Here is a 14,067-nt window from a genome sequence, read left to right as displayed (position 1 = left end):
TTGCCTATTATACGATCGTATAGCAACCTTCCCCCATACTCTGGGGAGAGCGCCGATGTCCGTCACCACCACGCGCGACGCCGTGATCATCGGCGGGGGTCACAACGGCCTGGTCTGCGCCTTCTACCTGGCCAAGGCCGGCTTGAAGGTCACGGTCTGCGAGGCGCGGGGCGTGGTCGGCGGGGCGGCGGTGACCGAGGAGTTCCACCCCGGCTTCCGCAACTCCGTAGCCAGCTATACCGTCAGCCTGCTGAACCCGCGCGTGATCGCCGACATGGGCCTGCGCGACTACGGCCTGACCTTCCTGGAACGGCCGATCTCGAACTTCCTGCCGCTGTCGGACGACAAATATCTGAAGCTGGGTGGGGGCCTGGAGCGCACCCAGGAGGAATTCCGCAAGTTCAGCCGCCGCGACGCCGAGGTGCTGCCGGCCTACTACGCCATGCTGGACGAGATCGGCGACGTGCTGCGCGACTTCGCCCAGGAGACGCCGCCGAACCTGGGCGACGGCCTGCCGGGCCTGCTGCGCGCCCTGCGCCAGGGCGGGCGTCTGGCCATGCTGTCGCGCGAGCGCAAGCGCGACCTCTTGGACCTGTTCACCAAGAGCGCCCGCGACGTGCTGGACGGCTGGTTCGAGAGCGATCCGGTCAAGGCCGCCTTCGGCTTCGACGCCGTGGTCGGCAACTTCGCCAGCCCCGATACGCCCGGCTCGGCCTATGTCCTGCTGCATCACACCTTCGGCGAGGTGAACGGCAAGAAGGGCGCCTGGGGCCACGCGGTCGGCGGCATGGGCGCGATTACCCAGGCCATGGGGAAGGCCTGCGAAGCGGCCGGCGTCGAGATCCTGCTGGATGCGCCGGTCGAGGCCGTTCAGGTGGACGGCAAGAAGGCCGTCGGCGTCCAGTTGGTCGACGGCCGCCGGGTCATGGCCCCGATCGTCAGCGCCAACGTCAATCCCGCCCTGCTCTACAAGAAGCTGGTTCCGCCCTCGGCCCTGGCCGCCGACTTCCGCAAGGCCGTCGACGGCTACAAGAACGGCTCGGGCACCTTCCGCATGAACGTGGCCCTGTCGGAGCTGCCCAGCTTCACCTGCCTGCCGGGCCGCGAGACCGCCGAGCATCATCAGTCGGGCGTCGTGATCGCCCCCAGCCTGGACTACATGGACGCGGCCTATCGCGATGCGAAAGCGGACGGGATCAGCAAGGCCCCGATCGTCGAGATGCTGATCCCCTCGACCATCGACACCTCCCTGGCCCCTCCGGGCCAGCACGTGGCCAGCCTGTTCTGCCAGCAGTTCGCGCCCACCCTGCCGAACGGCCGCTCGTGGGACGACGAGCGCGAGGCCGCCGCCGACCTGATCATCGACACCGTCGAGAAGTGGGCCCCGGGCTTCAAGGCCTCGGTGCTGGGCCGCACCCTGCTGTCGCCCCTGGACCTGGAGCGCAAGTTCGGCCTGATCGGCGGCGACATCATGCACGGCCACATGTCGCTGGATCAGCTGTGGGCCACCCGCCCGTTCCTGGGCCACGCCAGCCACCGCGCCCCGATCGCCGGCCTCTACATGTGCGGGGCCGGCACGCATCCCGGCGGCGGGGTGTCGGGCAATCCGGGCCGCAACGCCGCGCGCGAGATCCTGCGCGACAAGGACTTCGCCACGGCCGTGAAGCTGTCGGTGGTGGGGCGGTGATCATGCTCAGCACTTGCCCCCACCTGACCGCTTCGCGGTCGTCCGCCCCCAAAGGGGGCAGAAGGAGGCCCGCGACCTTCTTCCCCCTGCGGGGGAGGAGCGCGCAGCGCGGAGGGGGCAAGTGACCCAGATCCCCAACGACGACCCGCAAGCCGATTGGGGTCTGCCCGGCTGGATCTATCATTCCGAGCGCTTCTTCCGCGAGGAGCAGGACAAGATCTTCCGCCCGTCGTGGCAGATCGTCTGCCACCTGAACGACATCCCCCAGGCGGGCGACTTCCATACCTTCGACGTCGTCGGCGAGAGCCTGGTCGTGGTTCGGGGCAAGGACGGCGGCGTGCGCGCCTTCGCCAATGTCTGCCGCCACCGCGGCGCGCGGCTGCTGGACGGCCCCGTCGGCCGCTGCGGGCGGATCGTCTGTCCCTATCACGCCTGGACCTACGACTTGGAGGGCCGGCTGATCGGCGTCCCGATGCGGGACGACTATCCGGCGCTGGACATGGCCCAGCAGGGCCTGTCCCGGATCGAGACCGAGATCTGGCGCGGCTTCGTCTTCCTCCGGATCGCCAAACACCAACAGGGGGGAGACGGCCCGTCCGTCGCCACCATGATGGCCCCCTACGAGGACGAGGTCGCGCACTACCGCTTCGAGGACCTGCAGCCGTTCGGCCGGGTCACCCTGCGGCCGCGCGCGGTGAACTGGAAGAATATCAGCGACAACTATTCGGACGGGCTGCACATCCCGGTCGCCCACCCCGGCCTGACGCGGCTGTTCGGCAAGGGCTATGGCGTCGAGGCCAAGACCTTCGTCGACAAGATGTGGGGCCAGCTGATCGATGAACCGTCGGACAGTCCGTCCGAGCGCCTCTACCAGGACCTGCTGCCCGACGTCGAACACCTGCCGGCCGACCGCAAGCGGCTGTGGACCTATTTCAAGCTGTGGCCGAACTTCGCCTTCGACATCTATCCGGACCAGGTGGACTTCATGCAATTCATCCCGGTCTCGGCCACCCAGACGATGATCCGCGAGATCGCCTACGCCCTGCCCGACGCGCGCCGCGAGATGAAGGCGGCGCGCTATCTGAACTGGCGCATCAACCGCCAGGTCAACACCGAGGACACCGAACTGGTGGCCCGCGTGCAGCAGGGCATGGCCTCGCGCACGTTCACGGCCGGGCCGCTGGCGACCAGCGAGGTCTCCCTGAGAAGCTTTGGCCGGAAGATGCGGGCGCTGATTCCGGAAAGCCGACTGCAGAGGCCGCCGGAGGGCTGGTGAACATCTTTCTCCAGCAAGATCACCGTGTGGTGGGGACTTGGTGAAAGTCTCTCGCGCCGCCTTCACCCGTGAAGCGCCCGATGTCCGGCGGCAAGCGCTGGTGACCGCCGCCGAGACTGTGCTGGCCCGCGAGGGCGTGGGCGGGACCAGCGTGCGGACCATCTGCGCCGAGGCCGGCGTCTCGCCGGGCTTGCTGCGGCACTATTTCGAGGGCGTCGACGAGCTGATCGCCTCGGCCTACGAGGCCGTGGGTCAACGGATCGACACGGCTCTGGACGCGGCGCTGGCGGCCGCCGGACCGACGCCCCGCGCGCGGCTGCTGGCCTATCTCACCGCCAGCTTCGCGCCGCCCGTGCTGGACCCACGCCTGCTGGCCGCCTGGATCGGCTTCTGGAGCCTGGTCAAGACCAAGCCGCGCATGGCCGCCATCCACGCGGCGTCGTACGCGGATTTCCGGGCGCGGCTGGAAGGGTTGCTGGATGAGGCCGGCGCGCGCGAGACACGCCTGGCGGCGATCGCCCTGACCGCGACGGTGGATGGGCTGTGGCTGGAGCTTTGCCTGGACCCGGCGACCTTCGGTCCCGACGAGGCGGCGCGGATCATCGCCCACGCGCTGGAGGGATGGCTGCCCTCGAAATCTTCCGGAGACTGAAAAAGAGGGGGAGAGAACTCCGGTCTTCCCAACAATGCCCGCTCAAGGAAACGCCGGGGCGCGCTGTCGTTGCAGCGCCATTCCCACCACCCCAAGCGTCTCGACGGCCGGCTGTCGCCGGGAAGACCGGATGCCCCCTATCTTTGTGAACGCGGCGGGGCCGCCGCGCTCAAAAACTCATCAGGCGAACTCAAATTAGGCCGCCACGGCTTGATGTGCGGCGCGATTACGGCCCCAAGAAGGCGTCCGGACCTCGGGCGCCTCAACATGCAGTTGCGCCTTGCGCCCTTGGGCGAGCATGTGGCGCGCCAGCAACTGACCCAGGGCCTCGGCCTCGTGTTGCGACGAGTAGGACCCGATCAGCTCGGCCGAGTCGTTCCAGGTCACATGCCACACGCCGGCGACCGGGCGGACGTAGTAGTGATTCTCGGCCATGAAGACCTCCTTGGACATACTCAACGTGGTGCTAACCACGTAGACATGACAGTTGTTTCGCTATCGCACAACAAAATTGCGCTGCGATGCACAATGCATGATCCGGGCCAAGCGCGACTGTGCAGTTCTTCACCGTCCGTCACGGTTCGCTCTTAACCACGACCCCGCCCTTCATGACCCTGGGCGCACGGGTCAGCACCGAGATGTCCGCCAGCGGATCACCGTCCACCGCGATCAGGTCGGCGAAGCAGCCCGCCGCGTCGCAGCCGACCTGGCCAGTCTTGCGCATCAGATCGGCGGCCACGGTGGTGGCCGACTGGATCGCCTGCATCGGCATCATGCCGTACTTGACCATGTAGGGCAGCTGCCGGGCGTTCCAGCCGTGCGGATAGACGCCGGCGTCGGTGCCATAGGCGATCTTGACCCCCGCCTTCACCGCCTTTCGGAAGCCTTCGCGCTGGGCGTCGGTGGTCTCACGGTTCTTGCGGATCATGCCGTCGGGCCAGTGGTGCTCGCGGCCATAGGTGTCGATGAAGTCGCCGTTGTAAATGTCGGCCACCAGGAACGTCCCCTTGGCCTTCATCAGGGCGATCCCCTCGTCGTCGATCAGCGAGCCGTGCTCGATCGAGCGCACCCCGGCGCGGACGGCGGTCTTGATGCCCTCGGCGCCGTGGGCGTGGGCGGTGGCGTAGGTCCCGCGCTTGGCCGCCTCCTCGACGGCGGCGCGGATCTCGTCCTCGGACAGCTCCAGTTGGCCGGGCTCGGTGCCCTCGGTCAGCACCGCGCCGGTGGCGATCAGCTTGATGAAGTCGGCCCCGTGAACCAGCAGGTCATGGACCTTGCGATGCACGTCGGCGGCGTCCTCGACCACGCCGCGCCGCATCTCGGCCGGGATCACCACGTCAGGCGCGATCCCGGTGATCTCGCCGCCGCCGCCGGGCGCGGTGACATAGGCGCCGGCCACCGACATCCGCGGTCCCGGCACATAACCGGCCTCGATCGCGTCGCGCAGGGCCACGTCGCCGAACGCCCGCCAGGTCCCGACATCGCGCACGCTGGTGAAGCCGGCCATCAGGGTCGCGCGGGCGTGGGCCGCGCCGATATAGGCCTGCTGGGCGGCGCTGCGCAGCAGGGGCTGGGCGATGTTCTCGCTCTGCTCGTCGTCGACCATGTGGGTGTGCATGTCGATCAGACCGGGCAGCACGGTCAGACGGCTCCAGTCGGTGACGGGGCCATCCGTGGGGGCGCCTTTCCACGGCGTGACCGCGACGATCTTGTCGCCCTCGACGCGGACCAGCTGGTCGGTCAGCACCTTGCCGGCCTGGGGATCCACCAGCCTGCCGGCGTGAACATAGGACAGCTGTGCGCTGGCGACGGCCGGGACCAGGAGTCCCGCCAGCAGGACGGTGGCGGCCAAGCGGACGATCATCGGGCGGCCTCCCGGGCCAGGCGCGCGCGGCGCATCAACAGGTAGACGGGGGCGCCGGCCACCAGCAGGACCAGGCCCCAGAAGGTCACAGACCAGCCCGCGCCGTAGAAGGTCCAGGCCGAATAGACCGCCGCCACGGCGGCGACGGCGGCGAAGGCCGGCGAGACGGGCATCCGCCTCTGCGCGCCCAGCTTCAGCACCGCCAGCGAACAGAACAGATAGGCGAACAGGCTGGAAGCCGTCGCCAGCAGCGCCATGAAGGTGAAGGTGTCGGCCATCGACTTGGCGTAGTTCATCAGCACCAGGATCGTGACCAGGACGCTGGACAGGATATGGGCGCGCACCGGCGTGCCGTTCGCCGTGGTCTTGCCCATCCAGGCCGGAAACACGCCCTCGCGCGCCATGGCCGCCGGCAGTTCGCCTTGCAGCAGCACCCAGCCGTTCAGGGCGCCCAGGGCGCTGATCGCGGCGAAGGCGGCCAGGGCCAGGCGGAAGTCGCCGCCGCCGTGATAGGCCATGAAATCGACCAGCGGGGCGTTCGAGTCCTTGAGCACCGAGACCGGCGTCAGCAGCAGCACGCCCGACGAGACGAGCAGGTAGATCAGGCCCGTGAACGCCGTGCCCAGCAGGGTGGAGCGAGGAATGTTGCGCTCGGGCCGGTCCACCTGTTCGGCGGGAATGGTGGCCGACTCCACGCCCAGCAGGGCCCACAGGGTCAGGGCGGCGGCGGCGGTGATCCCGCTTCCCGACAGGGCCGAGGGCTCGAACGGGGCGATGGCGGCCGGCCCTTTGCGCAGCAGGATCATGGCCGCCAGACTCGCCACCGCCGCCAGCGGCGCCAGCTTCAGAACCGTGGTGACCATCTGGGTCCAGCCGGCCGTTCGCGCGCCGACGCAGTTGATCGCCGTGGCGACCCACACCACCGTCACGGTGACCAGGGCGGCCAGCACCGGCACCTTGGCCAGGGCGGGGACGAAGACGCTCAGATAGCTGACGGCGGCGATGGCCAGGGCGGCGTTGGAGACCCACACCGAGATCCAATAGGACCAGGCGACCATGAAGCCGGCCGGCCGGCCGAACGCCTCCTCGGTATAGGCGAAGGGCCCACCCGCACGGGGAAAGGCCCGGGCCAGGCGCGCGAAGACCAGCGCCAGGCACAGCGCCCCACCGATGGTGATCAGCCAGGCAATCACCGCGTTCCAGCCGTACGGGGCCAGCGACGCGGGCAGCATGAACACGCCCGAGCCGATCATGTTGCCCACGACCAGGGCCGTGCACATCCACAGGCCCAGCGGGCGGGCGCTCGACGACGCCATGTTTCCCCCTAACGCGAAGCAAAAGGGGCGGCCCTTTTTCCGAGCCGCCCCGCACTCACCCCAGCAATTCTAGAACTCTTTACCCACCTTGAGCCCGACGGTGCGGGGTTGGTTCGGCACGATGTAGGCCTGGGTTCCGCAGACCGCCTCGGCGCATTCGGCGTAACGGTTCAGGCTGGCCCGCTTGTCGAAGACGTTCTTGAGATAGGCCTGCACCGACCAACCTTCGCGCGACACGCCGGTCGAGAAGTCGACCACCGAATAGCGGCCCTGCTTGCCGATGATCTCGCGTTCCTTGAGCCGCAGGTCGGTCCAGTTCGAGGTCTGGCCCATCAGGGCCACCTGCCAGAAGCCGTCATATGCGCCGATATTGTACTCGTAGCGCGCCGTGAGGTTGGCCTTGAACTTGGGCGTGATCGGCAGACGCGTGCCGTCCGGCGCCTGAGGCTTGGCGCAGTCGGTGATGGGATTTCCCGAGTCGTCGGTCGCGCCGCAGTAGTTGGCCGACAGCTTGGCGTCGGTATAGGCGGCCGAGGCGTTCAGCGTGAACCCATGGGCCGGGGCCCAGGTGATGTCGCTCTCGATGCCCTTGATGCGGGCCTGGTTGGCGTTCTTGATCTCGGTCAGGCCGTTGGCCCCCAGGATCGAGAACTGGAAGCCCGACCAGTCCTCCATGAACACCGCGCCGTTCCAGCGGAACGCCCCGCCCCACGAGGTCTTCCAGCCGGCTTCATAGTTCTTCAGATAGTCGGCGTGGTACGGCGGCAGGGTCGAGCGACGGTTGATGCCGCCAGGCCGGAAGCCCTTCGAATAGGTGGCGTAGACCAGCTTGTCGCTGTCGAGCTTGTAGGTCAGCGTCACCTTGGGCGAGTTGCCGCTTTCCTTCACGCCCTTGTCCAGGTTCGTACACGGCGCCCCAGACACCACCGGCCCCTTGAAGCACGAGGCCACGCCGTTGCTGCTGGAGTAGCCCGAGCCGTAGCCGAAGAAGCCGACCAGGGTGTTGTGCGCCTTGAAGAAGCGGATGCCCGCGGTCAGCATCAGCTTGTCGGTGATGTCGTACTCGGCCTGGCCGAACACGGCCTTGTCGCGGTCGATCCGCTCCTGGGCGGTCAGCCAGATGGTGCCCGGATAGTTCTCCACCGAGATCGAATTGCCGATCCCGTCGATCCTGTAGTTCTGGAAGATGCCGTGCTTCTGCTTCTGGTAGAAGCCGCCGACCACGAACCTGAACTTCTGGTCCTGCGGCGAGGCGATGCGGATCTCGTGGCTTTCCTTGCGGTAGCGGTCGCGGCCCTGGATGTACTGCGAGGGATTGACCAGGTTGCCGTTGTCGTCGGTCCAGTAGAAGCCGTAGCCGACCTGATCGTAGAAGTACGAGTAGTCGGTATAGTCCTGGTTGGTCTCGTCGTTCCGCTTCAGGTACGAACCGGCATAGGTGACGTCCAGATTGGCGATTTGGCCCTCGATGGTCATCGCCGCCTGGACCCACTTGTCCTTGGCGCTTTCCGGATAGAAGTGGGTGACCTTCAGGTCGCCGACCTTGGGGTCGAAGGCGAACAGGCCGCCCGACTTCTGCACCTGGCCCATGACGCTGGGGGTGATCACCCAGTTTTCGTTCAGCTCGACTCGCAGGGCCGCGCGGCCGCCCTGGGTGTAGACGCGGTTGTAGTCCTTCCGCACCCGGGCCTTGTTGTTGATCGTGTAGTCGTTGGTCGGATCGTCGTCGCCCCGCGTATAGGTGCGCGTGCCCGCCACGTTGTCGATATAGCCGGCGTCGCGGACGTCCCAGCCGACCGCCCGCACCGCGATCTTGTCCGACAGCGGGATGTTCACGAAGCCTTCCAGCGTGTGGCCCATGCCGCCGTGGTCGACCTGGTTCACCTCGGCGTCGACCCCGGCCGCAAAGCCGACGGTCGTGGGCTTGTTAGTGATGATCCGCAGCGTGCCGGCCTGGGAGCTGGCGCCGTAGAGGGTGCCCTGCGGACCCGCCAGGGCCTCGACCCGGGCGACGTCGTAGACGTGGATGTCCAGCGCGCCCTGGATGGTGGTGACCGGCTGTTCGTCCAGATAGACGCCGACGCTGGGCAGGGAACCGGAGTGGTTGCCGTCGCCGCCGCTGGCCACGCCGCGCATATAGACCTGGCCGAAACCCGGACCCGAGGTCGTGAACGAGACGCTGGGCAGATACTTCACATAGTCGACGAAGGCCGAGACCTGCAGCTGCTCCAGCTTCTCTCCGCCGAGAGCCTGGATGCTGACCGGCACGTCCTGCAGGTTTTCGCTGCGCTTCTGGGCGGTGACGACGACTTCCTCGAGCGCCGTATTGCCCTGGTTGGACTGAGCGTAAGCGACGCTCGTGAGCATTGTGGAGGCGAACAGGGCGGCGGAACAGACGCCGGCCTTCTTCAATCGAACCGAACCCGACGACATACAGTCGCTCCCCTTGACGGCCTTGATCGAACGACGTTCGACCCGCCGTAAGCGTCCGGCAAGATTGGAAATTTCGGCCTGTCGTCAATTCTGGCGAGTGTTGCAGAAATGGCAGGTCCCGACACAAATGGTCAAATAACGGGCGCGTCCGGATAGGCGTCCAGCACAGGTCCCAATGCCTGCTTGAGCGGACCCAGATGTGATTCGAATTTCTGCCAGTGCTCGACGGCGTCCTTGAAGATCGGTCGACGCACCTGCTCGGAACTGGCGGTGCGCACGGCGCGGTCGTTCTCGTGCGGCGACAGGCAGGCCTCTTCGAAGGGCAGGCCGCAATGGGCCAGCAGGGCGCGGATCTGACCTTCGGGATCGGCGATCATCCGCTCGTAGATCACCCGGTGGACACGGCCCGGCAGCACCGCGTCGAAATGGGCCATCAGCGCCACGTAGTCGGCGTAGTAGCGGCCGATGTCGGCGAGGTCGTAGCTGAACGCCTGCCCCCGGGCGAAATGCTGCTTGAACCCCGAGAAGCAGCAGCCCAGCGGATGGCGGCGCGCGTCGATGATCTTGGCGTTGGGCAGGATCAGGTGGATCAGCCCGGCGTGCGCGAAGTTGTTGGGCATCTTGTCGATGAAGAACGGCCGGTCCGTCTTGCGCTGGATGCGGGTGCGTTCGAGGAACTCCTCGCCCAGGGCTTTCAGGGCGTCGGGCGACAGATCGGCCAGGCTCTCGGGATAGGACGACTCAGCGCGGGTCGCGGTCTTGCCGCCCAGCCGCCGGGCCATGACGATCAAGTCGGGCAGCTCCATCGTGCCCTCGACCAGCGAGTGGCTGGCCAGGATCTGCTCGACCAGGGTCGAGCCCGAGCGCGGCAGGCCGACGATGAAGATCGGATCCGGGGCCGGGCAACCCTGCCCCGCCCGCGCCGCCACGAAGGCGGGGGTGAACACCGCCTTGGTCCGCGCGGTGTCGCAGGCGTTCTCTTCCGGATCATAGTCCAGCTGCTTCCGGCGGATCGCCGCCCCGGCCGCGTAGTGGGCGAACGCGGCGTCCCACAGGCCGGCGTCCTCGTGCGCCTTGCCCAGGGCGTAGCGCAGGTGCAGGCGGTCGTCGTCCGACAGGTCGGGCGTTTCCAGGGCCGTGGTCATGGCCGAGAGGTCGGCGTCGGTGAACTTGACGGTCTTGAGGTTGGCCAGGCTCCACCAGGCCTCGCCCAGGGTCGGGGCCGGCTCCAGCGCCCGGCGATAGGCCGCGACGCTGTCGGCCTGGCGGCCCACGGTCTTCAGCGCGTGGCCATAGCTCATCCAGCCCTTGGGCTGGTTCGGATAGTCGGCCAGCACCCGCTCGTAGACGGCGATGGCGCGGTCGTATTCGCCCAGTCGCGCCAGGATCGCGGCGTGCAGATTGGCGTAGCCGGGATGGCGGCCGTCCTTGGCGGTCAAGGCCTCGATCTGCGCCAGGGCCTCGGCGTTCTTATTCTGGCGATACAGCATGGTCGCCAGGTTGTGGCGGGCGGCGGCGAAGTTCGGGGCCAGCTCCAGGCAGCGGGTCAGCAGACCTTCCGCGTCGGCGTAACGGCCCAGCCGCGCGCCGGTTTCGGCCAGCATGCGGATGGCGGCGACGTCGGCGCTGTCGGCCTTGAGCCGCGCGCGCAGGATCCGCTCGGCCTCGCCCAGCCGGTTGTCAGCCAGGGCCGAGGCGGCCTCGATCAGGTCCGGATCGCGGGTCGAGGCGCGCAGCTGGCGAGCCAGGGCCCGCTCGGCGCCGGCCGTGTCGCCCAGCAGGTCGAGGTTTTCCGCCAGGCCGCGCCAGGCTTCCGACAACCGCGGCTCAAGGGCGCTGGCTCGCTCGAAGGCGCGAACGGCTTCGGCGGTGCGACCCAGTTGCTCCAGGGCCAGAGCCAGTTCCAGCTGGGCCAGCGGCAGGTTCGGCAGGGCGGCGGTCAGGGGGCGACGGTGTCCAGCGCCGCGCGCGGATCACCGGAAAGACGCAGCGCGGCGGCCAGCACGCGGGTGGTGTCGGCATGGCGGGGAACCGCCTCCAGGATCGCCCGCGCCTGCTCGACGGCCAGCTCCGGCGCCGTGTCCAGCAACCGCTCGGCGTGCTCAAAGGCCTCGGCGAGGCTGACGGCGGGCTGGGCGGTCGTGGAGCTCATGACTACAGACGATCCCGCAGCGCGTACCAGGTCAAGCCCGCCACCGTCAGCGGCCACCGCAGCAGGCGGCCGCCTGGGAACGGCGGAGTCGGCAGGCGAGACAGCAGGTCGAACGGACCGGTCTGACCCAGCGCCGCCTCGGCCAGCAGCTTGCCGACATAGGGCGCCAGCATCACCCCTGCCCCGAATAGCCCGAGGCGGCCCGCACGCCCGGCGCGACCTCGCCGACGAACGGCATGCGGCTCATCGTGATGCCGAGCGTCCCGCCCCAGGCATGGGTGATCGGCGCGTCGGCCAGGCGCGGATAGACCTTGGCCAGATTGCCGCGAACCAGGCCGGCGATGTCGCGCGGGAAGCCGTGACGATAGTTCTCGCCGCCGCCGAATAGCAGCCGGCCGTCGGGCGTCTTGCGGAAATAGTTCACGACGAAGCGGCTGTCCGACACCGCCGCGTTCGAGCGGATGATCTCGTCCACCTGTTCGCCCAGCGGCGCGGTGACGGCGATGAAGTTGTTGATCGGCATGACCCGCGACCGGGCCGGGCCGGCCATGGCGTTCAGCGCGCCGTCGCCGCTGAGGATCAGCTGGTCGCAGGTGACGCGACCGGTCGCGGTCTCGACGACGATCCTGCCGCCCTCGCGCCGCCAGGCCTCGGCGCGGCTGTGCTCGTGGACCACCGCGCCCGCCGCTATCGCCGCACGCGCCATGCCCAGGGCCAGTTTCAGCGGATGCACATGGCCGCCGCCGCGATCGATCAGGCCCCCGTGATAGACGTCGGTCCCCAGGTCTTCGGCGAGCTCGGCCTCGCCGATCAGCGCCAGCTGGTCGTAGCCGTAGCGGTCGCTCATCAGTGCGATGTGGGCCGCGTCCTCGACCTCGCCGTTCGGCCTGTGGCGGGCGTGGATCATGCCCGGCCGCCAGTCGCAGGGGATCGCGTCGGTCAGGCTGTTGAAGTGGACCCGCGCATCCTCGGCCAGCCGCCACAGGGCCAAGGCGTCGTCGCGGCCGACGGCCTTCTCCAGCCAGGCCTGGTCGCGCCGCTGGCCGGTATGGACCTGCCCGCCGTTGCGGCCGGTGGCGGCGCAGCCGACGCGGCCGGCTTCGAGCAGGATCACCTTGGCCCGCGAAGCCAGGGTCAGCGCCGCGCCGAGGCCCGTGAACCCCGCCCCGACCACGCAGACGTCGGCGGCGACGTCGCCGCGCAGCGGCGGTCGGTCGGGAACGTCGCCGACGGTGTCGGCGTACCAGTTCCCGTTCCCGTAGACGCTAGACATTCAGCAGCAGGAACTCCCGCTCCCACGGGCTGATCGTGCGCATGAAGGTCTCGTACTCGGCCTGTTTCACGCGATCGTAGGCCTGGCAGAAGATCGGCCCCAGGATCTCGACCAGCGGTTCGCAGGCCTCGAACAGCCGCAGCGATTCCGACAGGCTGCGCGGTAATTGCACGCCCAGCACGCTGGCGTCGGTGTCGACCGGCGCGGTGGGCTTCAGCCCCTGGACCATGCCCAGATAGCCCGCCGCCAGCGAGGCCGCGATCGCCAGGTAGGGATTGGCGTCCGACGACGGGATGCGGTTCTCGAGCCGCCGGTTGCTCGGATCCGACGGCGGCACCCGCAGGCCGCAGGTGCGGTTGTCGTAGCCCCACTGGGTGTTGACCGGCGCGCCGCTGTCGCGGGCGATGCGGCGATAGGAATTCACGTACGGCGCCAGGATGGCCATGATGGCCGGCAGATAGGTCTGCTGCCCGGCGATGAACCCATGGAACAGCGCCGTCTCCTCGCCCGACTTGCGGTGCGAGAACAGGTTGTCACCGTCCTTGTCGACGATCGACTGGTGGATGTGCATGGCGCTGCCCGGCTCGCTGGCCATCGGCTTGGCCATGAAGGTGGCGTAGATCTCATGCTCCAGCGCCACCTCGCGGATGGTGCGCTTGAACATGAACACCTGGTCGGCCAGCTCCAGCGGATTGCCGTGCCGCAGATTGATCTCCATCTGGGCCACGCCGCTCTCGTGGATCAGGGTGTCGATCTCCAGGCCCTGGCGCTCGGAGTACTCGTACATGTCCTCGAACAACGCGTCGAACTCGTTGACCGCGCTGATCGAGTAGCCCTGGCGCCCGGTCTCGGGCCGGCCCGAGCGGCCGATGGGGGGCTTCAGCGGATAGTCGGGGTCGGTGTTCTTGTCGACGAGGTAGAACTCGATCTCGGGGGCCACGATCGGGACCCAGCCCTTCTCGGCATAGAGCGCCAGCACCCGACGCAGCACCTGGCGCGGGGCTTCCTCGACCGGGCGGCCGTCGGGATGAAAGGCGTCGTGGATCACCTGGGCCGTCGGGTCCTGGGCCCACGGCACGGCGGCCAGGGTCGCGAAATCCGGGGTCAGGAAGATGTCGGTGTCCGACTGCACCGCGTTCACCGCCCCCTCGAACTCGGGAAAGTCACCGGTGATGGTCTGGTAGAACACCGCCAGCGGCAGGTTCATCGACGGCGTACCCAGGAACTTGCGCACCGGCATGATCTTGCCCCGCGCCACGCCGGCTAGGTCGGGCACCACGCACTCGATCTCCTCGATGGCCTGGCGGGCGAACCAGCTCTGGGCCTCCTCCAGGGTCGAGACCCCGCGATTGAGGATGCTGTCGCGCTTGGCCTTGCTGTGCTTGGGCTTCATGACGCGCTCCGAGAGCTCGAT

At 68.2% G+C, this 14,067-nt stretch carries 8 protein-coding genes and 2 pseudogenes; 3 read left to right on the top strand and 7 right to left on the bottom strand.

Features of this window, described 5'->3' with window-relative positions:
• Nucleotides 1–55: 55 nt before the first annotated feature.
• The 3 genes from MZV50_RS05505 to MZV50_RS05490 all read left to right on the top strand — a co-directional run bounded on the left by MZV50_RS05505 (nucleotide 56) and on the right by MZV50_RS05490 (nucleotide 3,615).
• Nucleotides 56–1,687: a phytoene desaturase family protein gene (locus tag MZV50_RS05505; protein ID WP_252633412.1), complete on the top strand. Its 1,632-nt coding sequence runs from the start codon at nucleotides 56–58 to the stop codon at nucleotides 1,685–1,687.
• A 121-nt stretch (nucleotides 1,688–1,808) separates the two neighbouring features.
• Nucleotides 1,809–2,963, top strand: a complete 1,155-nt coding sequence (locus MZV50_RS05495) for an aromatic ring-hydroxylating oxygenase subunit alpha (RefSeq protein WP_252635185.1) — start codon at nucleotides 1,809–1,811, stop codon at nucleotides 2,961–2,963.
• A 40-nt stretch (nucleotides 2,964–3,003) separates the two neighbouring features.
• Nucleotides 3,004–3,615: a TetR/AcrR family transcriptional regulator gene (locus MZV50_RS05490; protein ID WP_252633411.1), complete on the top strand. Its 612-nt coding sequence runs from the start codon at nucleotides 3,004–3,006 to the stop codon at nucleotides 3,613–3,615.
• A 195-nt stretch (nucleotides 3,616–3,810) separates the two neighbouring features.
• Here MZV50_RS05490 and MZV50_RS05485 read toward each other — a convergent pair whose 3' ends face one another.
• The 7 genes and pseudogenes from MZV50_RS05485 to MZV50_RS05455 all read right to left on the bottom strand — a co-directional run bounded on the left by MZV50_RS05485 (nucleotide 3,811) and on the right by MZV50_RS05455 (nucleotide 14,046).
• Nucleotides 3,811–4,050 (bottom strand): hypothetical protein, encoded by a 240-nt coding sequence (locus MZV50_RS05485; protein ID WP_252635184.1) that lies wholly within the window; start codon nucleotides 4,048–4,050, stop codon nucleotides 3,811–3,813.
• Nucleotides 4,051–4,189: 139 nt separating this feature from the next.
• Nucleotides 4,190–5,479, bottom strand: a complete 1,290-nt coding sequence (locus MZV50_RS05480) for a Xaa-Pro dipeptidase (protein ID WP_252633410.1) — start codon at nucleotides 5,477–5,479, stop codon at nucleotides 4,190–4,192.
• A complete protein-coding gene (locus MZV50_RS05475; RefSeq protein WP_252633409.1) occupies nucleotides 5,476–6,795 on the bottom strand; it encodes an APC family permease in 1,320 nt (439 codons plus the stop codon). The genes MZV50_RS05480 and MZV50_RS05475 overlap by 4 nt, the downstream gene beginning before the upstream one ends.
• Before the next feature lie 69 nt (nucleotides 6,796–6,864).
• Nucleotides 6,865–9,228 (bottom strand): TonB-dependent receptor, encoded by a 2,364-nt coding sequence (locus tag MZV50_RS05470; RefSeq protein WP_252633407.1) that lies wholly within the window; start codon nucleotides 9,226–9,228, stop codon nucleotides 6,865–6,867.
• 131 nt (nucleotides 9,229–9,359) lie between these two features.
• Nucleotides 9,360–11,380 (bottom strand): annotated as a pseudogene (locus MZV50_RS05465) (tetratricopeptide repeat-containing sulfotransferase family protein).
• Between the two features lie 2 nt (nucleotides 11,381–11,382).
• A pseudogene (locus MZV50_RS05460) lies at nucleotides 11,383–12,653 on the bottom strand (NAD(P)/FAD-dependent oxidoreductase).
• Nucleotides 12,646–14,046, bottom strand: coding sequence for a glutamine synthetase family protein (locus tag MZV50_RS05455; protein WP_252633406.1), 1,401 nt, complete (start codon nucleotides 14,044–14,046; stop codon nucleotides 12,646–12,648). Before MZV50_RS05455 ends, MZV50_RS05460 begins: the two are co-directional and overlap by 8 nt.
• Nucleotides 14,047–14,067: the final 21 nt, after the last annotated feature.

Source organism: Caulobacter segnis, from assembly GCF_023935105.1.
GTDB lineage: Bacteria > Pseudomonadota > Alphaproteobacteria > Caulobacterales > Caulobacteraceae > Caulobacter > Caulobacter segnis_B.
Note: the sequence above shows the minus strand (reverse complement) of the source record. Positions and strands in the feature narration are given on the sequence as shown.